This window comes from Collinsella aerofaciens, from assembly GCF_040926265.1.
Taxonomy (GTDB): Bacteria; Actinomycetota; Coriobacteriia; order Coriobacteriales; family Coriobacteriaceae; genus Collinsella; species Collinsella aerofaciens_BB.
This window is the reverse complement of the sequence record NZ_JBCOIL010000015.1, coordinates 23,607-45,527: the sequence shown is the minus strand read 5'-3', so window position 1 is coordinate 45,527 and position 21,921 is coordinate 23,607. Positions and strand designations below refer to the sequence as shown.

19 protein-coding genes are annotated in these 21,921 nt (G+C 60.5%); 10 read left to right on the top strand and 9 right to left on the bottom strand.

Annotation, left to right across the window (positions count from 1 at the left end; all coding sequences use genetic code 11):
- Positions 1-122 precede the first annotated feature (122 nt).
- The 3 genes from rplL to AB5767_RS05920 all read right to left on the bottom strand — a co-directional run bounded on the left by rplL (position 123) and on the right by AB5767_RS05920 (position 2,766).
- Positions 123-500: a 50S ribosomal protein L7/L12 gene (gene rplL, locus AB5767_RS05930; RefSeq protein WP_006235005.1), complete on the bottom strand. Its 378-nt coding sequence runs from the start codon at positions 498-500 to the stop codon at positions 123-125.
- 102 nt (positions 501-602) lie between these two features.
- Positions 603-1,124: a 50S ribosomal protein L10 gene (gene rplJ, locus AB5767_RS05925; RefSeq protein WP_006235004.1), complete on the bottom strand. Its 522-nt coding sequence runs from the start codon at positions 1,122-1,124 to the stop codon at positions 603-605.
- A 505-nt stretch (positions 1,125-1,629) separates the two neighbouring features.
- Entirely contained in the window at positions 1,630-2,766 is a 1,137-nt protein-coding gene (locus tag AB5767_RS05920) for a pyridoxal phosphate-dependent aminotransferase (protein ID WP_368132134.1), read from the bottom strand.
- A gap of 93 nt (positions 2,767-2,859) precedes the next feature.
- On the opposite strand from AB5767_RS05920, the gene AB5767_RS05915 reads away from it, so the two are divergent.
- Positions 2,860-3,528 carry a hypothetical protein gene (locus AB5767_RS05915; RefSeq protein ID WP_368132133.1) on the top strand — a complete coding sequence of 223 codons (669 nt, stop codon included), beginning with the start codon at positions 2,860-2,862 and terminating at the stop codon, positions 3,526-3,528.
- Here the strand turns inward: AB5767_RS05915 and AB5767_RS05910 are convergent.
- The 5 genes from AB5767_RS05910 to AB5767_RS05890 all read right to left on the bottom strand — a co-directional run bounded on the left by AB5767_RS05910 (position 3,525) and on the right by AB5767_RS05890 (position 10,667).
- Positions 3,525-4,088, bottom strand: a complete 564-nt coding sequence (locus AB5767_RS05910) for a uracil-DNA glycosylase family protein (protein WP_368132132.1) — start codon at positions 4,086-4,088, stop codon at positions 3,525-3,527. The genes AB5767_RS05915 and AB5767_RS05910 overlap by 4 nt on opposite strands.
- Positions 4,089-4,091: 3 nt before the next feature.
- Positions 4,092-5,468 carry an alpha-amylase family glycosyl hydrolase gene (locus AB5767_RS05905; protein ID WP_368132131.1) on the bottom strand — a complete coding sequence of 459 codons (1,377 nt, stop codon included), beginning with the start codon at positions 5,466-5,468 and terminating at the stop codon, positions 4,092-4,094.
- A 153-nt stretch (positions 5,469-5,621) separates the two neighbouring features.
- Positions 5,622-6,818, bottom strand: coding sequence for an MFS transporter (locus tag AB5767_RS05900; protein ID WP_368132130.1), 1,197 nt, complete (start codon positions 6,816-6,818; stop codon positions 5,622-5,624).
- A gap of 120 nt (positions 6,819-6,938) precedes the next feature.
- The gene (feoB, locus tag AB5767_RS05895; RefSeq protein ID WP_368132129.1) at positions 6,939-9,350 is read right to left on the bottom strand and encodes a ferrous iron transport protein B; all 2,412 of its coding nucleotides are present in this window, start codon (positions 9,348-9,350) and stop codon (positions 6,939-6,941) included.
- Positions 9,351-9,767: 417 nt separating this feature from the next.
- The gene (locus AB5767_RS05890; protein ID WP_368132128.1) at positions 9,768-10,667 is read right to left on the bottom strand and encodes an alpha/beta hydrolase; all 900 of its coding nucleotides are present in this window, start codon (positions 10,665-10,667) and stop codon (positions 9,768-9,770) included.
- 243 nt (positions 10,668-10,910) lie between these two features.
- Here AB5767_RS05890 and AB5767_RS05885 point away from each other — a divergent pair, with 243 nt between their 5' ends.
- The 9 genes from AB5767_RS05885 (at position 10,911) to AB5767_RS05845 (ending at position 20,980) form a co-directional block, all read left to right on the top strand.
- Positions 10,911-11,474 (top strand): PTS sugar transporter subunit IIA, encoded by a 564-nt coding sequence (locus tag AB5767_RS05885; protein ID WP_022093882.1) that lies wholly within the window; start codon positions 10,911-10,913, stop codon positions 11,472-11,474.
- Between the two features lie 181 nt (positions 11,475-11,655).
- Positions 11,656-13,059: an asparagine--tRNA ligase gene (asnS, locus tag AB5767_RS05880; protein ID WP_055285210.1), complete on the top strand. Its 1,404-nt coding sequence runs from the start codon at positions 11,656-11,658 to the stop codon at positions 13,057-13,059.
- A 258-nt stretch (positions 13,060-13,317) separates the two neighbouring features.
- Positions 13,318-14,106 (top strand): hypothetical protein, encoded by a 789-nt coding sequence (locus tag AB5767_RS05875; protein WP_368132127.1) that lies wholly within the window; start codon positions 13,318-13,320, stop codon positions 14,104-14,106.
- Positions 14,107-14,266: 160 nt separating this feature from the next.
- On the top strand, positions 14,267-15,247 hold the full coding sequence (locus AB5767_RS05870; protein ID WP_368132126.1) for an ABC transporter substrate-binding protein: 981 nt from the start codon (positions 14,267-14,269) through the stop codon (positions 15,245-15,247).
- A 204-nt stretch (positions 15,248-15,451) separates the two neighbouring features.
- Entirely contained in the window at positions 15,452-16,375 is a 924-nt protein-coding gene (locus tag AB5767_RS05865; RefSeq protein WP_006234992.1) for an ABC transporter permease, read from the top strand.
- Positions 16,368-17,162 (top strand): ABC transporter ATP-binding protein, encoded by a 795-nt coding sequence (locus tag AB5767_RS05860; protein WP_368132125.1) that lies wholly within the window; start codon positions 16,368-16,370, stop codon positions 17,160-17,162. The genes AB5767_RS05865 and AB5767_RS05860 overlap by 8 nt, the downstream gene beginning before the upstream one ends.
- A gap of 335 nt (positions 17,163-17,497) precedes the next feature.
- Positions 17,498-18,265, top strand: a complete 768-nt coding sequence (locus tag AB5767_RS05855; RefSeq protein ID WP_368132124.1) for a mechanosensitive ion channel family protein — start codon at positions 17,498-17,500, stop codon at positions 18,263-18,265.
- A gap of 91 nt (positions 18,266-18,356) precedes the next feature.
- Positions 18,357-20,273, top strand: a complete 1,917-nt coding sequence (locus tag AB5767_RS05850) for a BMP family ABC transporter substrate-binding protein (RefSeq protein WP_368132123.1) — start codon at positions 18,357-18,359, stop codon at positions 20,271-20,273.
- Positions 20,270-20,980, top strand: coding sequence for a metallophosphoesterase family protein (locus tag AB5767_RS05845; RefSeq protein WP_368132122.1), 711 nt, complete (start codon positions 20,270-20,272; stop codon positions 20,978-20,980). The genes AB5767_RS05850 and AB5767_RS05845 overlap by 4 nt, the downstream gene beginning before the upstream one ends.
- A 125-nt stretch (positions 20,981-21,105) precedes the next feature.
- Here the strand turns inward: AB5767_RS05845 and rplA are convergent, their stop codons facing one another.
- Positions 21,106-21,813 (bottom strand): 50S ribosomal protein L1, encoded by a 708-nt coding sequence (gene rplA / locus AB5767_RS05840; RefSeq protein ID WP_022093892.1) that lies wholly within the window; start codon positions 21,811-21,813, stop codon positions 21,106-21,108.
- Positions 21,814-21,921 lie beyond the last annotated feature (108 nt).

The window sequence follows — 21,921 nt, the reverse complement described above, 5'->3', positions numbered from 1 at the left end:
GATACGACGCAAATTACAGAACATGGCAGTTTGAGCAACCGATGTCGAGGGACCGAAAAACAAAAAAGACGGGGCTCGCAATGCGAACCCCGTCTGCAAAGAAATCTGGCGAGAAAGCCTGATTACTTGAGGGTGACAGCAGCGCCAGCAGCCTCGAGCTTCTCCTTGGCAGCCTCGGCGTCCTCCTTCTTGGCACCCTCGAGAACAGCCTTAGGAGCGCCCTCGACGACCTCCTTGGCCTCCTTCAGGCCAAGGTTGGTGAGCTCACGGACGGCCTTGATGACCTGGATCTTGTTGTCGCCGAAGCCCTCGAGCACGACGTCAAACTCGGTCTTCTCCTCGGCCTCAGCAGCGCCAGCAGCGGGAGCGGCGACAACAGCGGCAGGAGCAGCGGCGGAAACGCCGAAGGTGTCCTCGATAGCCTTAACGAGCTCGGAAGCCTCGAGAAGGGTCATTTCCTTAAGAGCATCGATGATCTCATCGGTGGTAAGCTTAGCCATTTCTAAGTCCTTTCGGTTTCCGTGCGAATGCACGGAGATCAGTTAAAACACGGCGCGAATGCGCCAGGGGTGCGGCGTTGCCGCCGCGGGTGAAAACAGCGACTAGGCTGCCTTCTGCTCGGAGACCTGCTGGATCGAACGAGCGAGACCAGAGGAAACGCCGTTGACGCAGACAGCGATGTCGCGAGCGAAACCGGAGATGAGACCGGCGATCTGGCCGAGAAGCTGATCCTTGGTGGGCAGCTCGGCGATAGCCTTAACATCATCAGCGGAAACGGCCTTGCCGTCGGAGATACCGCCCTTGATCTCAAGGACGCCCTTGGACTTAGCGGAGAAGTCCTTAAGGGCCTTAGCGGCCTCGACCGGCTCGGACTCGTAGAACACATAAGCGACGGGGCCGGCGAGAATCTCGTCGAGCTCGGGCTGCTCCTGGTTCTTGAGAGCGATCTTGACCAGGTTGTTCTTGTAGACCTTCATCTCGGCGCCGCACTCGCGAAGCTGATGACGCAGCTCCTGAGCCTGCTTAACCGTCAGACCGTTGTAGTTGACGACGAACAGACCGGCGTTCTCGGCGATACGGGACTCGATCTCTGCAACCTTGTCGATTTTGTACTGCTGGGGCATGAATTACACCTCCTCGAATTCTTTCCGGGCACGGTCCGCCACAAGGACGTGACGGGGGCATGTCCAAAAAGAAAGCCCCCGCGCTGCATGAGCGACGGGGGCGAGAAGACATATCTACTCGACCACCTCGGCTGGCGGGAAGTCCCATTAAGCTCGCGGGTAAGGCCCGTTTGCGCCGGCTGTCTCTGGCAGCGGATTCGTGCGTGAACCGAAAGTATTATGGCGGGGACCCCGGCGTCGGTCAACGGACACGAGGATTCGTACACAAACCCTGCATACGCTCCGACCGGGAGGGGCAGGGCGAGTTTTCCGCTCGGTCAAGTCCTGGGCTCGCACGAAGGCCACATTAAGTGGCCTTCGGCTCGTGCGGAATCTACGGAAAACTCGCCCTGCCCCTCCCGGCCGGAGCTACGTTGCCTTTGCTGCGAATCCTCGTGTCCGTTGAGCGACGCGCCCCACTCATAATGCTTGGGTCGGTGGGCTGATGATTTTGGGTCCCGTTGGGCTACAGGGTTGAAACGAAGTTGGACAGGCGGCTGAGGCCTTCGTCCAGATCTTGGTCGGAGACGCAGTAGCTTAGGCGGATGTGGCCTTCGGTGCCGAAACAGTCGCCCGGGACTAGGGCTACGTTTGCTTCTTTGATGGCTTTGATGCAGAAAGCTTCGCTGGTTAGGCCGAACTTTTTGATGCTCGGGAAAGTGTAGAAGGCTCCTGCGGGCTCTACTACGTCGAGGCCCATGGCGTCTAAGGCTGCGAGTACGCGTTCGCGGCGGGCTCGGTAGACTTTGAGCATGGGGGTTGGGTCGACGGTCAGGGCTCGGGCTGCGGCGTCCATTTCGAAGGAGACGGCACTCGATACTAAGTATTGGTGAGCCTTGGCGATCTCGGCGATGACGGGTGCCGCTGCCGCGAGCCAGCCCAGGCGCCAGCCGGTCATGGACCAGGGCTTGGAGAAGCTCTCGATGATGACCGTCTGTTCACGCAGCTCCGGGTGACGCTGGGCAAAGCGCTCGTAGCCATCCACATAAACCAGGCGGTTGTATACGTCGTCGCAGACCACGTAGATGCCCGCCTGCTCTGCCACGCGCGCCACGGCGTCGAGCGAAGCCGCGTTGAGGATGCAACCCGTAGGATTGTTGGGCGTGCAGATGACGATGGCCTTGGTCGCCGGCGTCACGCAAGCACGAAGTGCGTCCTCGTCAATCTGGAATTGCGCAGGCTCCGTATCCAAAAAGACCGCCTTGGCGTGGTTGGCCACGACGATGCTCTCGTACAGGCCAAAGGCAGGCGTGGGGATGATGACCTCGTCGCCGGGGTTGAGCATAGCCATGAATGTTGCCGACAGTGCCTCGGTCGCACCGTCGGTCAGGATGACCTCATCGGCGGAAAACGTAAGGCCCGCGTCCCCCATGTAGGCAGATAACGCCTCACACAGGGCGGGGCGCCCGTTGTTGGGCGGATAGTGCGTGTCACCGCGGTCCAGTGCGGCGGTCACCTCGGCGCTAATCACATCGGGCGTGGGAAAATCGGGCTCGCCAAGCGCAAGCGCAATGCACCCCGGGTGCTGGGCGGCGAGCGCGTTGATTCGGCGGATACCGGAGGGCTTGAGCGTGGCAAGCGAGGTATTCATGGGCAGTCGCATGGCGTTCCTTTCGTAAGGGTTGCACTAGGATAGCGCGGCGGGGCGCCGCCGGACGGTGTAACCTAAACGGAAACCAACCGGAAAGGAGGCAGCATGGAGCCGACCGCGCGCAGCGATGTACCAAAAACGCTGCAAACCATTGCGTATATCAGCATTCCCAATAGTGCCGATCTTGAGTTTTTGCTCTGGGACCTGCAGGATGCCATCGCCGCCTATGCACAGCTTTCCGGCACCGCACTCCCCCGCCCGGTCGACTTGAAGGCAAATGACGCCGGCAGCGTTGCCGATGGCATCGTGCTGGCCATTGAAGATGTGGCTGACGATGAGACGTTGACAGCCATCGAGCAGGCGCTTGAGCGCTTTGGCGGTACGGGAACGCGCGTCTATGCCGCGATTCGAGCCGCACAAGAGAGCACTGAGCAGGCGCGTGGGACCGCCGTTCGCCTGCACAAGGCATGTGAGCGCCATGACCAATTGTGGTGTGGCGGCGTTGCCATCTGCGCCGGCAGCGGCATCGCAGCGCTTCGCCATTCCCCACGCATGGGCCTCTTGCGCCGACCATTTTCGGAAGCGATAGATAAGCTTGTGGGCGCTGTGCGCATGGGCTGCTCCGTCGAGCATGCACAGCGACTTGGCGGCGGCAATGCCGCCAACGTCGACACCGACGGCATGGTTTGCGCCGAGCCAGCCGTGCCCGCGCCGATCTGGCGAGGCGTTCTGAAACGTCTGGGCGCCCACGCTCAAGACAAAAATCTAAATTAAATTACAACCCAGTCAACGGCCTCGCGCCAGCGCTCGACAAGGCGTTCCAGGCGCCATGCCGCATTGGCGGGACTTGTCGACGGCAGAACGATGGCCGGCAGCCCGGTGCGCTCTTGTAGATAGCGCTTGTAGAGCCGCCCTGCCGTGCCGCCGTTACAGACAACGACCTCGATAGGAGCTGCGCCGGTAATGCGCTCGACATGCGCCGGAACGACGTTTTTGATGCTGGCGTCACTCGAACCCTTAATGTCGCAGCTCTCGATCACATCCCACAGGGCCACGCCGCCGTTCAGCAGCATGGACCGCTTGGCGGCAATGGAGGCATCAAGCGTCGCGGGCTCACCGCTTGCCAAAGGGTCGCCCTCGTTGGGCGGCACAGGCACACCGAGGCACGCGGCCATCACGCGCCAAAAACGATTCTGAGGGTTGCCGTAATAAAAGGAATTGGCGCGCGAAAGCACCGAGGGAAACGACCCCAGCACCAAAATGCGCGAGCGCTCGTCAAACACGGGCTCAAACCCATGCTCAATATGTTGATAACCCTCATCCAGTGTGGCCACGAGCTAGGCCCTCAGCAGATAGCGCACCTCGTAGGGTGCAAGCTCAAGGGTGCCCGCCAGCTCGACCGTGGGCGCATCGTCGGCAAGCAGATCGACAAAGGAGCCGTTGAGTTCGCCGGCGCCAAAGGTGTAAGGCTCACCCACGGCATTCACCGCCACGAGTACCGTCGCGTCGTCGCAGGCGCGCTCGAACAGCAGCTGCTTGTTCTGGATTACCACGTTGCGATAGGCACCGTAGTTGAGGGCACGGGCTGCCGCGTCATCGGCCGAGCGTAGGTGCGCAAGTTGCGTGATGAAGGCCGTCAGCTCGTTGGGCGCAGGCTCATCGAGCGCAGGGCGCAGCGCCCAGTCGCCATCGGGGCCGCCCTTTTCGCCAGGAATCCCCCACTCGCTGCCATAGTAGACGCACGGGATGCCTGGCATGCCAAAGAGCATGCCGTAGGCGGGACGCAGACAGGACTTGTCGGTGAGGATGCTCGCCAGGCGCGGCACATCGTGGTTGTCGACAAACGACAGCAGATGTTTGCCGCGGTAGATGCACCAAGGGTCGCCGCCAAACTGACGGTGCAGCGAATGGGCGATCTCGAACATGTTGACCGAGTTAAAGCTGGAGTACAGGCCCTTGTAGCACTCGTAGTTGGTGCAGGAGTCGAGCATCTCGTCGTTGACGATTTGGTTGTAGTCGCCGTGGAGCGTCTCGCCGATCAGCACAAAGTCGGGCTTGAGCTCACGGGTAAAGACGTGCAGGCGGCGCATAAAGTCGCGGTCGAGCATATAGGCAACGTCCAGGCGCAGGCCGTCGACGCCAAAGACGTCGGCCCAACGGCGCACGGACTCTAGCAGGTAATCGACCACAGCGGGATTTTGCAGGTTGAGCTTCGCAAGCTCAAAATGGCCTTCCCAGCCCTCGTACCAAAAGCCATCGCCATAGCAGGAATCGCCGTCAAAGCTAATGTGGAACCAGTCCTTGTACGGCGAGTCCCACTTGCGCTCCTGCACATCGCGGAAGGCCCAAAAACCGCGGCCGACGTGGTTGAAGACGGCATCGAGCACCACGCGGATGCCATGGGCATGCAGTGTGTCGCACACGGCGGCAAAGTCGGCATCCCCACCCAGGCGACGGTCGATATGGCGCAGGCTGCGTGTATCGTAGCCGTGACTATCGGACTCGAGCGGCGGGTTGATGAGCACGGCGCCAACGCCGAGTTCCTGCAGGTAGTCGGTCCATTGGGCGACCTTCATGATAGGAGCATCGGGGTTGGGCGCGGCGTTGGCAGCCTGGGCGAGCTCATCCTCGGCAACGGGCGCGGCGTTTTCGCGCGGAGCCCCGCAAAAGCCCAGCGGATAGATCTGATAGAACGTCGTCTCGTATGCCCACATAACAGCCTCCCGGTAAGCTCAACACAACGACATCCATTGTATGCCCAGCTTGTATCCCCTCCCCCAAAATAAGTTGCGGTGGAATAGTTCCTGCTTGGGCCTTCAAAGGCCTTAAACAGGAACTATTCCACCGCAACTGATGAGGGGACGTGGCTAGGCGACGGGCTTGGCGCGGCGGATGGCTGGGAACATCACCGTGACGGCGAGGATAACGCCCACGACGGCAATCGCCCCGCCCACAAAGCCGATCCAAGCGATACCGGGACCCGAAACCACGGCACCGCCGATTGCGGTGCCCGTGCCAATACCCAGATTGAACAGGCCCGAGAAGATTGACATGGCGACAGCCGACGAATCCGCGGGCGTGTACTTGATGAGCTCGGCCTGAAACGCCACGTTAAAGGCCGTGGCGCAGCAGCCCCACAGCGCGCAAACGCCAAGAACCGCGGCGAGCGACGACGCGGCAGGACCCATAAGCAGCAAGGCGACCGGTACCCCGGAGAGCGTGATAGCAAGGAACGGGAAGCGATGCCCATCGAACAGGCGGCCAAACAGCCAGCTTCCGAGCAGACCAGAGCAGCCAAACGCCGTCAGCGTCATGGTGATGGCGCCCGCATCGACGTGCGCGACCTGCGCCAGGAAGGGCTCGATATAGCTGTAGCTTGCGTAATAGCCGGTCGCCATGAAGACCGTGACTGCGTAGAGCGCGATGAGGAGCGGGTTCTTGAGCAGCTCGGGCAGCTGTTTGACGGTAAAGCGCTCACCCGCCGGCATGGCCGGGAACACCGCTGTCTGGTAGACGACCGCGATGGCTGAGAGGCCCCCGACCACGGCAAACGTCATGCGCCAGCCCACGGCCAAGCCAATGGCGCGACCGAGAGGCAGGCCAAAGATCTGCGCGATGGACGAGCCCGTGGCGATCATGCTGATGGCGAGCGCGCCGTGGCGAGTGTCGACCAGGCGCGAGGCCATAATCGAGGCGACTGACCAGAACACGGCATGTGCGCAAGCGACCACCAGGCGCGCGCAGACCAGGATGGGATAGGTCGGCGCCACAGCGGACAGGAACTGACCGAGCGAGAACACGGCAAGCACGCCCAGCAGCATCCGCTTAAACTCGAAACGCGAAGCGAACACCATGAGCGGCAACGACAGCAGCATGACGCCCCAGGCATAGACCGAGATCATGATGCCCGCCTGGGCCTCGGTGAGCGAGAACGACGCGGCGATATCAGTCAAAAGGCCGATGGGCATAAACTCCGACGTGTTGAACACGAACGCACAGCAGGTGAGCCCGACGAGTGGGAGCCACTGCCTGAGCGTGATGCCGTCTTGCCTTGCCTGAGTCATATATAACGTCTCCAATCGTTTTGAGCGGAGGCGATTATATAGCAACGGCCCCGCATCCGTCAGTACAGAAGCGGGGCCGAAAACAATTCGATACACAGAGGTTGCGTCGTCAATTCATAACTAAGCCAACCCCAGCAATATGCCCGCCGAATGCACGACAAACGCCACGATCCAGGCAACGGCGACCTGAAACGCGAATACGGCCACGGCATAGCGCGCGCCCAACTCGCTCTTGACAGCGCCGATAGCGGCCACGCAAGGCGGGTACAGCAGCGTAAAGACCAAGAACACGTAGGCGGTAAACGGCGAAAACATGGTTGACAATGCCGCGGGCGAGGTTGCACCCAAAAGCACCGTGAGTGTCGAGATGACACTCTCCTTGGCGATAAGTCCGGTGACGAGCGCCGTCGAGGCGCGCCAGTCGCCAAAGCCGAGTGGGGCCAACACCGGCGCGATGATGCTACCCAGACCGGCAAGTAGACTCTGCGACTGATCGGCGACCACATTAAAGCGAATGTCGAACGTCTGAAGGAACCAGATGACCACGGTAGCGGCAAAGATAATGGTAAAAGCCTTGGTAATAAAGTCCTTGGCCTTATCCCATGCCAGCATCACCGTCGTCTTGACGCTCGGCAGGCGGTAATTGGGGAGCTCCATGATAAACGGCACCGGGTCGCCCTTAAATGCCGTGCGGTTGAGCACCAAAGCCGCGATGCAGCCGACCACGATACCGATCAGATAGAGCGAGACCATGGCGGGAACCGTCGCCTGCGGGAAAAAAGCCCCGCACAGCAAGCCGTAAACCGGCAGCTTGGCTGAGCAGCTCATAAACGGCGTGAGCATGACCGTCATCTTGCGGTCGTGCTCGGATGGGAGCGTACGGGTCGACATGATAGCCGGCACGGTGCAGCCAAAACCGACGAGCATGGGCACGAAGCTGCGGCCCGACAGGCCAAAGCGACGCAGCACCTTATCCATGACAAAGGCTACGCGTGCCATGTAGCCGGAGTCTTCCAGAATGGAGAGGAACAAGAAGAGCACGACGATAATCGGTAGGAAGGTCAGCACGCTGCCCACACCCGTAAGTACGCCGTCGACAGCCAGTGAGCGCACCACGTCGTTGGTTCCGAATGCCTTGAGGCCCGCATCGGCCGAGGCGATGATGGCAGCGATACCGTCCTCCATGAGTCCCTGCAACGCCGCGCCAATCACGCCAAACGTCAGCCAAAAGACGAGGCCCATGATCACCAGAAACGCCGGAATGGCTGTGTAACGACCTGTCAGGATGCGGTCAATCTTGACGGAGCGCACGTGCTCGCGGCTCTCGTGCGGCTTGACGACGCAACGCCCGCACACGTCGCCGATAAAGCTAAAACGCATATCGGCCAGCGCAGATAGGCGGTCGGTGCCGGCCTCGCCCTCCATCTGGGTAATGATGTGCTCGATAGCGTCGAGCTCATTGCGATCCAGGTGAAGCGCCTCGGTTACCAGCTCATCGCCCTCGACCAGCTTGGTCGCCGCAAAGCGCACCGGAATGTGCGCCGTCACGGCATGGTCCTCGATCAGGTTAGCAATACCGTGGATGCAGCGATGCAGCGCACCGCCGTCCGGGCCGTCGGGCGCACAAAAGTCCAGGCGACCAGGGCGCTCGCGGAACCGTGCCACGTGCAGGGCGTGGTCCACCAACTCGCCGATGCCCTCGTTGCGGGCAGCGCTAATGGGGACAACGGGCACGCCCAACAGGCTCTCGAGCAGGTTGACGTCCACGGCGCCGCCGTTGGCGGTCACCTCGTCCATCATGTTGAGCGCGATGACCATAGGACGGTCAAGCTCCATGAGCTGCAGTGTCAGGTACAGGTTACGCTCGATGTTGGTGGCGTCAATGATGTCGATGATGGCGTCCGGGCGCTCGTCAAGGATGAACTGACGGCTCACGACCTCTTCGCCTGTGTACGGCGACAGGGAGTAAATGCCAGGCAGGTCGGTAACGCTCGCCTCGGGATGGTTACGGATGGTGCCATCTTTGCGGTCGACCGTCACGCCGGGAAAGTTACCGACGTGCTGGTTGGAGCCCGTCAGCTGGTTGAATAACGTGGTCTTGCCGCAGTTTTGGTTGCCGGCGAGGGCAAAGTGCAGCGGCGCGCCCTCGGGCACGGCCGTCTTTGCCGCACGGGGCGAATACGTCCCCTCGCCCAGGGCCGGATGCTCCGTCGTGCCGATTGCGGCGTTAGCGCGCGGACCCGTATCGGTGTCGTGAATACCCACGAGCTCGATGCGAGCGGCATCGTCCTTGCGCAGCGTCAACTCGTAGCCACGTAGGCGGATCTCGAGCGGGTCACCCATGGGGGCGTACTTCATCATGGTGACTTCGGTGCCCGGCGTTAGACCCATGTCCAAAATATGCTGTCGGAGTGCCTGATCGTCCGATGCCACCGATGCGACAACGGCGTCCTTTCCAATCTCGAGTGTATCGAGCTTCACGTCCGTGCTCCTCCCCCGGCGCCCGCAGGGCGTTGTATTTATGTTCACCATGGCTAACCGTTTGCCATGGCTAACCAATTTTAAACTTACATGATAGCGTGAACACACAACGACGTTCAATCAGCAGATTGGCGCAATGGGGACAGGCAGGAGAGTTCAGGGCCATAGTTTCCCGATGAGGCCTCTCGGGGAAACTACATCCCAGAATTCTGGCTCGAAACGGGATATAGTTTCCCAAACAGGCCTCTTACGGAAAATGCATCCCGGAATCCCCACTCGAAACGGGACGCACTTTCCCAGTCGAGGCCCTATGGGAAACTGCGTCCCACCTTGAAGGGCGAGACTGGGATGCAGTTTCCGGACGGGGCATCAAAACCAAAATTGCGGTGGAATAGTTCCTGCTTGGGCTGGTTGAGGCCTTAAATAGGAGCTATTTCACCGCAAGTTATTGAGGGGATATCCGTCCTCTTACAGATAGCGCTCCAGGAAGCGGAAGGCTAGGCGAATCCAAGGGCGGACCGCCACCTGCTTGTCCTCGTTGTCGACCGCGGTGTTGGCGTTGCCGAGCGAAAGGCCGTGACCACCCTGGTCGAAGACGTGCATCTCGCATGCAACGCCCTCCTCGGCCATGCGCTGCGCAAACGGGTAGACCTGCGCGATCGGCGCCGTCTTGTCGTCGGACACGCCCCACACAAAGGTCGGCGGCATCTGACGCGAAACATGCGTGGTGGGGCAGATGTCGGCCAAATGCTCGTCAGTTGCCTCGCCGCCCGTCACCATCGACAGGTAGTCGTTGAGCAAATCGCGCCCCGTCTTGCCGCCCGTCTTGGGCACACGCAAGTCAATGCGCGGATCGCGCGTCTGCATGTCGCGCACATAAGCAAAGTCGAGCAATGGATAACCCAGCACCACGGCATCGGGACGAATGTCGTCCGGACGCGCCCCGGCAAGTGCCGCGAAGGGGCCGGTCTTCCACTGCGTTGCCAGCGAGGCACAGATCATGCCGCCCGCCGAGAATCCCACGACGCACACGCGCTTAGGATCGACATGCCACTCGTCGGCGTTGGCGCGCACCGTGGCGACCATCTTGGCAAGGTCTGCCTGGGGGTGCGGAAAGCTCACGTCACCCGTAGAGCTCGTGACATAGTTGAGCACAAAGGCCTGGTAACCGTGATCCAAAAACGCAAACGCCACCGGGTCCTGCTCGTGCGGAGCGATATGCGTAAACCCGCCTCCGCCGCAGATGATCACCGCGGGGCGGCGGCCATTCGGTTTATCGGGCAACGGCTCGGCACCCAAATACGTAAACGTCGCCGGATAATCCTCGGTCGGCTCCTCGCCCCACAGCGCATGGTTCTCGACAATCATATGTGCTCCCTTCGCGCAAATTATGCGCCCTTGTTTTTCGCCTTCAAGCGTACCCCACTTGAACCCGTGGTGCAGAAACACTCCGGCAATAAGTTTCCCTTCAACTGATATATCACATAATCCCAGTTCAGAGGTATCGTTGAGCAGCGTAGAATAGGGGCGTTGACCAAGCCGCGAAACACATGTGAAACGTTTCCGGCAAACCAAACGCGCGATATGCGCCTATTTAAGTTGGAGGCAACTATGGGTCTGCTCGATTCGCTTAAGTCCACCTTCACCTCGACCGGCGAGGCGTCCGTTCCGCCCGCAGCAAGCTTCGCTACCCGCGAAGGCGTCATCTACGCCCCCGTCAACGGCGTGCTCGTCAACCTGGACGAGGTTCCCGACGAGACGATCGCCTCGGGCATGCTTGGCCAGGGCTATGGCATCGAGCCCATTACCGGCACCATCTATGCGCCCGCCAACGGCCGCATCGGCGCCACCACTGTCACCAACCACTCCATTGGCATGATCACCGAGGACGGTCTTCGCGTGTTCATTCATGTTGGCCTGGGTACCGTGGAAATGAACGGCAAGGGTTTTGCCCGCTTTGTCGAGATGGGCGATGTGGTCAAGGCAGGCCAGCCGCTCATCAGCTTCGACCGCGAGGCCATTAAGGCCGCTGGTCACGAGGACATCGTGACCGTCATCGTCTCCGAGCTCGACCGTCTTAAGAGCATCGACCATGTCGGCGAGTCCGGAACGCTTATCGGCGGCAACCCGCTCGTCAAGCTGGGCGACCCGCTGCTGGTGGCCAAGACCAAGTAGCCAAGTCCCGCGCCACACAGCCAAAAGGCACCACGCCAAGCGCCCGCGACCATTTGGCCGCGGGCGCTTTTCGTTTGAAAAACCATCCCGCCAATGCCTTATCTGTATAGCCCAAATGAGCCGAGCTGCTAGAATATCGAACTGTATGGATAACTATCATTCAACCGTTATGGGAGGATACGTGAACCGCACCAAAATCGCGCAGCTCTATGCCGATGCCGAGTCGCTCGGCGGCCAGACCGTCACCGTCGCCGGCTGGGTCAAGTCCGTCCGCGACATGAAGAACTTTGGCTTTGTTACGCTCAACGACGGCAGCTGCTTCCGCGACCTGCAGGTCGTCATGAACCGCGAGGCACTCGACAACTACGACGAGATCGCCCATCAAAACGTCTCGGCCGCACTCATTTGCACCGGCACCGTCAAGCTGACCCCCGATGCGCCCCAGCCTTTCGAGCTTTCTGCCACCTCCATCGAGGTCGAGGGCACGAGCGCCCCGGATTACCCGCTGCAGAAGAAGCGCGCAACCGTCGAGTTCCTGCGCACCCAGCAGCACCTGCGCCCGCGCACCAACCTGTTCCGCGCCGTGTTCCGCATCCGCTCTGTCGCGGCTGCCGCCATCCACCGCTTCTTCCAGGAGCAGGGCTTTGTCTACGTCAACACCCCCATCATCACCACGAGTGACTGCGAGGGCGCCGGCGAGATGTTCCGCGTGACCACGCTCGACCCCAAAAATCCGCCCCTCACCGAGTCCGGCGAGGTCGACTGGAGCCAGGACTTCTTTGGCAAGCATGCAAGCCTCACCGTGTCCGGCCAGCTCAATGCCGAGAACTTTGCCATGGCCTTTGGCGACGTGTACACCTTTGGCCCCACCTTCCGCGCCGAAAACTCCAACACCACGCGCCACGCCGCCGAGTTTTGGATGATCGAGCCCGAGATGGCCTTTGCCGACCTTAACGACTACATGGATAACGCTGAGGCCATGCTCAAGTATGTCCTCAAGGACGTCATGGCCACCTGCCCCGACGAGCTCAATATGCTCAACAAGTTTGTGGACAAGGGTCTGCTCGAACGCCTAGACCATGTCGCCAACTCCGACTTCGCCCGCGTTACCTACACCGAGGCCGTCGAGATCCTGGAGCAGGCCGTCGCCGCCGGTCACAAGTTTGACTACCCCGTGAGCTGGGGCATCGACCTGCAGACCGAGCACGAGCGCTTCCTGACCGAGGAGCACTTTAAGCGCCCGACCTTCGTAACCGACTACCCGGCCGAGATCAAGGCCTTCTACATGCGCATGAACGAGGACGGCAAGACCGTCGCCGCCGCCGACTGCCTGGTTCCCGGTATCGGCGAGATCATCGGTGGCTCCCAGCGCGAGGAGCGCCTGGACCTGCTCGAGGCCCGCATCAAGGACCTGGGCATGAATCCCGAGCAGTACAAGTACTACCTTGACCTGCGCCGCTACGGTTCCTGCAAGCACGCCGGCTACGGTCTGGGCTTCGAGCGCTTGGTCATGTATCTGACCGGCGTGGGCAACATCCGCGACGTCCTGCCGCACCCGCGCACCGTGGGCAACGCCGACTTCTAATCGTCGGACGCTAGCTCGTGTCGCCACACGCCAACGCTCATCGCACAAGCGCCTCTCGGCATCGGTCGAGAGGCGCTTTTTTCAACAGCATCCATCAAGCTTTTGGCAAGTTTTTGGTCAGTTGAGCAGGGCTGTTGAAAACTCAACCCGCCGTTTGCCGACGACTACCGACCGCCCAGAGCGCCCTGCGCCCCTGGGAAAGCCCCACGTCCTAGGCTCCATACCGTCGCCACCCAAAACGGAAAGGACGTGGGCACGATGACCGAAGCCGCTGTTGAAACCTACGACATCACGACGAGGGGCGCCGCCTCGATGGCAGCCTATCGCGCCGTTCGCATCCTGCAGCTCTTGAGCGAAAACACCGGCGAAGACAAGGCCATGCTTTCCGATGAGCTGATCCGGCGCCTCGCCCATCCCGACGACCCCGCCCGCATGCCCATCTCGGCGGCGCGGCGCAGCATCTACACCGCCATCTCCGCGCTTCGCCATGCCGGATACGAAATTGAGTACAAACGCGGCGTGGGCTACAAACTTCTTACCCGCCCGCTCACCGACGAAGAGATCATCCGGCTCCACGGTATGGTCATGCGCAACCGCTCCACGCCTATCGCTATCCGCAAGAGCATGGCGCAGCACTTAGTTGCCATGGCGAGCGCCGACGTTCGCGGCTACCTCGATACACCCGAACCCGCTCCAAGCGCAGGCAGCAAGGCTACCAAGGCAACACGCACGCCCATCAAGCGCATCGACACGTGCGAGCTCGTCGAGCAGGCCATCGACCACGGAACCACGGTGAGTTTTGATATTTCGAGCGTCACGACACGCGGCGAAACCGAAGCAGCACGGATGACACTCCGTCCCTTTGCCATCAGGCAGCGCGATGGCATCTCGTATCTGCTGGGAACGGTCTACGACGCCCGAGGCACCGACGATACGCTGCGCACCGTCGAGATCGCCCGCATGAGAAACGTCACCACACGTCTCCTCGACGGCAAGAAGCTCTTCGCCGCCCTCGACGAGGAGGACGACGCCTCCTCCGCCGCATAAGACCCTCCGCCGCCCATTCGACTACCCGTACCGCCCATCCGATTCTGTATTAAAAAACCCGCCAGGCTGTTGTAAAAATGGACATCAGCGCTACTATAGTTCCACTTGCACTTTGTCCCAGTGCAGTGTTTCCAGCCATTTTTATACTGGGGGTAATGATATGAAGGACATCACCATCAGTCGCAGGAGCCTTCTGGTCTCCGCCGGCCTGCTCGCGCTCGCCCCGCTCGCCGGATGCGGCGGCAACTCTGGTTCCGGCTCTGCTGCCGCCGGTTCCGACTACACCATCGGCGTTCTGCAACTCACCGAGCATTCCGCACTCGATGCCGCCAACGACGGCTTTGTCAAGGCCATCAAGGAGAGCGGCCTTAAGGTCAAGATCGACCAGAAGAACGCCCAGAACGACCAGTCCACGTGTAAGTCCATTGCCGACAAGTTTGTGGGCGACAACGTCAACCTGATTTATGCCATCGCCACGCCCGCCGCGCAGGCTGCCGCCGGCGCCACGGCCGATATCCCCATCGTGGGCTGCGCCATCACCGACTACGCCGCCTCCGGCCTGGTCCAGGACAACGACAAGCCCGGCACCAACGTCACGGGCGCTTCCGACCTCACCCCGGTCGCCGAGCAGCTCGAGATGATGCAGAAGGTCCTGCCCGACGTTAAAAAGGTCGGCCTGCTCTACTGCACCGCCGAGTCCAACTCCGACGTCCAGATCAAGGCCGCCAAGAAGGAGCTCGACAAGCTGGGCCTCGAGTACACTGACTTCACCGTCTCGAGCTCCAACGAGATTCAGTCCGTCGTCGAGTCTGCCGTGGGCAAGGTCGACGCGCTGTACTCCCCCACCGACAACACCATCGCCGCGGGTGCCTCGCAGGTCGGCCAGATCTGCAAGGAAAACAAGCTTCCCTTCGTGACTGGCGAGGAGGGTATGTGCATGGCCGGCGGCCTGTTCACCCTCTCCATCAACTACGAGGATCTGGGCTACGCCGCAGGCGAGATGGCCGTCAAGATCCTGAAGGGCGAAGCCAAGCCCGAGGACATGGCGATCAAGCACCTCTCGAGCAAGGACCTGGTCGTCGTCAAGAACGACGAGATGGCCGAGGCTCTGGACATCGATCTTTCCGCTCTGGACGAGTAGCGCCATGCGCGGTAGCGCGTCTAGGGCACGCACTCGCGCCGTTGACGCGTTATTCAATATCTGAGCCACAGGGGCGAACGCCAAAGACCGGCGTTCGCCCTGCTTGTTTCGGATGAGTCAAAACATCCGGCCGCAGCTCTTTTATGCATTGTTACCGCTATCATGGTGACTCACGTGTCCACCCTATCCTAGGAGGTATGAAGCATGCTCATTGCATTGCAGGGCGCCGTTTCGCAGGGCGTCCTCTGGGGCATTATGGTGCTTGGCGTGTTTATCACGTTCCGCCTGCTCGACATTCCCGATATGACCTGCGACGGCAGCTTTGCCCTCGGCGGCTGCGTCTGCGCTGTGCTCATCGTCAATAACAACGTCGACCCGCTGCTCGCCGTGCTGGCCGGTATGTGCGCCGGCGCCATCGCGGGTGCCGTCACGGGCATTTTGACCACCGTCTTCGAGATTCCCGCGATCCTCGCCGGAATCCTCACCCAGATCAGCCTGTGGTCCATCAACCTGCGCATCATGGGCAAGTCCAATACGCCCATTCTTGCCAAGGGCACCGTGTTTTCGGCCGTCAGCAATATGACCGGCCTGCCGCAGTCCACCGTTGCCATCATCTTGGGCATCCTGCTCGCCGTGGCTATCGTTGCCATCCTGTATTGGTTCTTTGGCACCGAGATCGGCTCGGCGCTGCGAGCCACCGGCAACAACGAGTACATGATCCGCGCTCTGGGCGTCAACACCAACTCCACCAAGATGATCGCCCTCGTGCTCTCCAACGCCCTCATCGGCCTTTCGGGCGCGCTCATCTGCCAGAGCCAAAAGTATGCCGACATTGGTATGGGCACCGGTGCCATCGTTATCGGTCTTGCCGCCATTGTTATCGGCGAGGTGCTCGGCCGTCTGCTGCCCGGCGGCCTCACGCAGTTTAGCGTCCGTCTTGCCTCCGCCGTCTTTGGCTCCGTGGTGTACTTCCTTATCCGCGCCATCGTGCTGCAGTTGGGCATGGACGCCAACGACATGAAGCTGCTCTCCGCCGTAATTGTCGCTGTGGCCCTGTGCGTGCCCGTGGTTTGGGAGCGCTATAAGCTCCGCAGCTCCTACACGAAGGGGGATGAGGCAGATGCTTAAGCTCTCGCACGTCAAGAAGACCTTTAACAAGGGCACCGTCACCGAGAAGCGCGCGCTCACCGGCGTCGACCTCACCCTGAATGACGGCGACTTTGTAACCGTGATCGGCGGCAACGGCGCCGGCAAGTCCACGCTGCTCAACATGATCGCCGGCGTGTACCCGCTCGATTCGGGCGTTATTGAGCTCGACGGCACCGACATCTCGCGCCTGAGCGAGTCGCAGCGCGCCAAGTACTTGGGCCGCGTGTTTCAGGACCCCATGCGCGGTACCGCTGCCGACATGCAGATTGCCGAGAACTTGGCCCTCGCCAAGCGTCGCGGCCAGCGTCGCGGCCTTTCGTGGGGCGTCACCAAGGCCGAGAAAGATGAGTACGTTGAGTTGCTCAAGCGCCTGGACCTTGGTCTGGACACGCGTCTCAACGCCAAGGTCGGCCTGCTCTCGGGTGGCCAGCGCCAGGCACTCACCCTGCTGATGGCCACGCTCACCAGGCCGCGCCTGCTGCTGCTCGACGAGCACACCGCGGCCCTCGACCCCAAGACGGCCTCTAAGGTGCTTAACCTGACCGAGGAGATCGTCGACGAGAACCACCTGACCACGCTCATGGTCACGCATAACATGAATGACGCCATCCGTCTGGGCAACCGTCTGATCATGATGCACGAAGGCCACGTGATCTACGACGTGGCGGGCGATGAGAAGAAGTCGCTCACCGTAGCCGACCTGCTGCAGAAATTCGAGGAGGCCTCGGGCGGCGAGCTCGCCAACGACCGCATGCTGCTAAGCTAAACCTACCAAAAAGGGACAGGTTTATTTTGGCAGGTTTTATCTGCGCAAACGTCAAAACCGCCGCTAAGGGACAGGCGCCCTTGCGGCGGTTTTCGCATATTATGTCGATAATCCAGCGTCAGCAGGAACTACTGGTTAAGGACTAAGGAAACTGCCTCGAGAAGCTCTCTTCCCCGTCTCGCCTTGACCGCCGCACTCCTTGCCGGCGTGCTCGCCGGCGCCCCAGCTTACGCCACCGCGGCCACCCCATCTCAAGTTATCGGCCCGTCCGATGTGATCGGACGGGCTTCTTGGTGGGTATCATGGTTGGACGATCATTAGGAGGTTTTCCCTACATGGAATTGTTTGAGCCGATTCTTCATTTCTTTGAGCAACGGTGGGTCCACAACATCATCTGGGCCGTCATCTTGGCGATAGGCACCGCCGTCGCCGCCAAGGTCGTATCCAAGACCCTGAACCATCTGCTTAACCGAGACGATAACCCGCTTCCGGCATCGAGTATCTTCATCAACATCGCGCGCGCCGTCATCTGGATGATCGGCGGCAGCTTTATCCTCGACAACTGCTTTGGCATTAACGCAAACGCCCTCGTTGCCGCTCTTGGCGTCGGCGGCATCGCCATTTCGCTCGGCTTTCAGGACACGCTGTCAAACCTTATCGGCGGCATGCAGGTGACCTTTATGGGCATCATCAAGCCCGGCGACAATATCGAGGTCGGCGGCGTATCCGGCGTGGTCCAAGACATCACTTGGCGCCATACAACGATTGAGGATGCCTGTGGACAGACCATCATTGTGCCCAACTCCAACATTTCCAAGAACACACTCGTGCATTTGATGCCCTTTGGGCGCGTGGCCGTGCCCGTTGCCGTAAAGGACACGTCCAAGTGGGCTTCCCTTGACGTGCTGGCAGACGAGCTGACCAGCGCCACCAAGGCCGCCGTGCTTCCCATCTCGGGCTTTGACAAGGAGCCCTACGTACTCTTTAGCGAAATCGGCGACTTTGGCATCAAAGGAAAGATCATCTTTATCGTCAGCGACGACAGCACTACTTTCACGGCAGCCGACGCCTGCATCCGTGCCATCGCCCCCATCATCGTCTAACCCGCCAAAAAGGGACAGGCACCTTTGTGGTGGTTTTCATTCGTGGTACCATGGTTCATATAGTTGTTTAAACGACTAAGGGAGCAACATCATGGAAGAGGCCTATCGTCAAGCACGCAAGCGCGGCGAGCAGGGACGCCGTCGCGCCATCAGCCAAAGCGAGCACCCGTACCTTACGGACCTCGACAGCCTCGTTGCCCAGCTCCCCTTAGGTCAGCGAGAGAATGTCGGCCTAAGGGATATTCCGCTCGAAATGGTCGTCGGCACAGTCACCAAAGGCCGTCAGTCCGCCTTTTCATGCAACTTTATGCCCCTGCTGCCGTTTAACACTGAGTTCGCCCGCAAGTGGTCCAACCTCTACGACATCCAGGTAACCGAGGGCTATCGCGATCCCATCATCGTCACCGAGTTCATACATCGGTTCTATGTCCAGGAAGGCAACAAACGCGTCAGTGTCCTCAAATTCCTGGACGCTCCAACGGTTTCGGCCAGGGTCACCCGTCTCTACCCCGGCACATGGGATTCCGTCGAAAGCCGCCTGTACGGTGAATTCTGCGCGTTTTGGCGCGTCTGCCCCCTATACGAAATCGAGTTCTCGCGTGAGGGAAGCTACGAGACGCTCGCCAAGATGCTCGGTCAGAACCTCATCGAAAAATGGCCGCAAAAAAAGGTTGACTACCTGCGCCACACCTTCCTGCTCTTTAAGCGCGCCTACCTTCGCGCAGGCGGCGACCACCTGGATATTACGCCCGCCGACGCCATGCTCGTCTACCTCAATGTGTACAACCAGGACCGCCTGCTAGATACGCCGACAGATATCGTCGTAAACCGCCTGTGCAAGATTTGGCGCGAGCTGGTCATTGCCGGCAAAAATGACGAGGACAAGGTCGATCTTGTCGAAACACCGAGCGTCGACGAGGAGGAGACGCCCGCCAAGTCCACCTCCGGCGTGCTCAACTTCTTTATGGGCAAGACCGTCTATTCGGCGGCCAATCCCCTGCACATCGCCTTTATCCATGAGTTCCCGTGTGCGACGTCGAGCTGGGACAGCCTGCACGACCAAGGGCGTCAGTATCTCGATGAGCACTTTGGCGGTATCGTGCGCACCGAGGCGTTCGAGGACTGTCACGATCCGGACGTGTTCTACGCCGCCGTGGAAACGGCTGTCAAACATGGGGCAAACGTCATCTTCTCGACCTCGCACCGCCTGATGGAATACACGCTCAGGGCTGCCGTTGAGTATCCCCGGGTTCGGTTCCTCAACTGCTCTATCGGCCTTCCCCACCAAAGCGTCCGTTCGTACTTTGGCAAGATGTACGAGGCCAAGTTTCTCCTGGGCGCCCTTGCCGCCAGCATGGCGGACAACCACCGCATCGGCTACCACGCGTCGGTCTTCGCCTCGGGCGCACTCAGCGAGATCAACGCCTTTGCGATTGGCGCCTCGCTGCTCGACCCCCGTGCGCAAATTATCCTGACCTGGGGCGATGTGCCCGCCGGAGGCCTTGCCGAGGCTATGTGCCGCGAAGGTGTAAGCGTCATGACCGGCGCCGACATGTCAAAGTCGCTCGAAGACCCCACGGCCTACGGACTTCACCGCCTGGTCGATGGCAAGGTTACCGGCATTGCCATGCCGGTATGGAACTGGGGCCGATACTACGAGCTTATCGTGCGAAGTCTACTGCATGGCACCTGGGATGAGACCAGTGACGCCAGCCAGGTTCGCGCCGTCAACTACTGGTACGGCATGAGCTCGGGCGTTATCGACATTCGCTACGCTCCGGGCCTGCCCTATCAGACGCGCAAGCTTGTTCAACTCCTCCGCAATGGCATCGTCGAGGGCTCCATCAATCCATTTGGCGGCGAACTCCACAGCCAAGACGGCGTGGTGCAGATCGAGGACTTTCCCCCACTGCCGAGCACGCAAATCGTCGAGATGGACTGGCTGGCCGACAACGTAGTGGGCACCATTCCGCAACTCGACGATGAGCCGAAAGTCCGCGCCCTATGAAAATCCTTGCCATAGCCGATACCGAAGAACGATGCCTATGGGAGTGCTTTCGCAAGGAGCGCTTTGAAGGTGTTGACCTGATTTTGTCCGCTGGCGATCTGGACCCGGATTATCTTGAGTTTTTGGTCACGGTTATCAACAAACCGCTCATCTACGTGCGCGGCAATCACGATGACCGCTACGCGCGTCATGCGCCGGGTGGCTGCATCTGCGTCGAAGACACCGTGTACGTGTATCGCGGCGTCCGCATTGCGGGGCTTGGCGGCTCCATGCGCTACCGAGATGGCGCCAACATGTACACCGAGCGCGAGATGGCCAAGCGCGTGCGCAAGCTGTCACGCAAAGTGAGGATGGTCGGCGGCTGCGATATTTTACTGACCCATGCCCCCGCCGCCGGCATGGGCGATCTGGACGATCTGCCACATCGAGGATTCGAATGCTTTAACACAGCGCTCGAATCCTGGAATCCCGACTACATGGTGCACGGGCATGTGCATCAGAGCTACGGTCCCGATTTTCAGCGCGAGCGGCAACACGCGTGCGGGACGACGATCATCAACGCCTGCGGCTATACGCAATTTGAACTGGACGAGACACGCTACCCCATCCGTGGCTGGCAGGCAGCTTGGCTCAATTCCCAAACCATGCGCCGCGAGCTCAAGCTCCACGAGGCCATCGAGTCCTCAACCGCTAGAACACCCTGGTAACTACCTCAACGGGGGCACTGTCCCCTTTGAGGTAGTTTTGACGCGATAGCAAGAAACCCGGTCCTGCACAAGGCAGAACCGGGTTTCTTTAGCAATGCTTGCTGTACTCAGGCAGTAACTAGCAGTTACTCAGCCAGGAAGTCACGCTGGACAGCGGGATCGACCTTGACGCCAGGGCCCATGGTGGAAGACACGGAGATGGACTTGACGTACTTGCCCTTAGCAGAAGAGGGCTTGACGCGCAGAATCTCGGTGTACAGGGCAGCGTAGTTCTCGACGAGCTGCTGCTCAGAGAAGGACTTCTTGCCCAGGGGCACGTGGCAGATGCCGTAGCGGTCGGCGCGGTACTCAACGCGGCCAGCCTTGAGCTCGGAGACCATCTTGGCGACGTCCATGGTCACGGTGCCGAGCTTGGGGTTCGGCATGAGACCACGGGGACCAAGGATCTTACCGATGCGGCCAACCTTGGCCATCATGTTCGGCGTAGCGATAGCGGCGTCGAAGTTGATCTCGCCCTTCTGAATCTGGGCGACGAGCTCGTCGGAACCGATGATGTCTGCGCCGGCAGCCTCAGCCTCACGGGCCTTCTCGCCCTCGGCGAAGACGGCAACACGAACGGTCTTGCCGGTGCCGTGGGGCAGGGAGATGGAACCACGGATGTTCTGGTCAGCCTTACGAGTATCGATGCCCAGACGGAAGTGAGCCTCGACGGTCTCGTCGAACTTGGCGGTGTCGAGCTCCTTGATGAGCTTGGCAGCCTGAAGGGGGGTGTAGAGCGTGGCGCGGTCGATCTTCTCGGCAGCGGCGTTATAGCTCTTACCATGCTTAGCCATGTGCATTACCTCCTGTGGTTAAACGGGCGTGAGCCCTCCCACATCGTATCGTGTGCCCTATTGCACACATTTAACGGGCGCCCCGGTCGGAGCACCCGCCGTTACCAT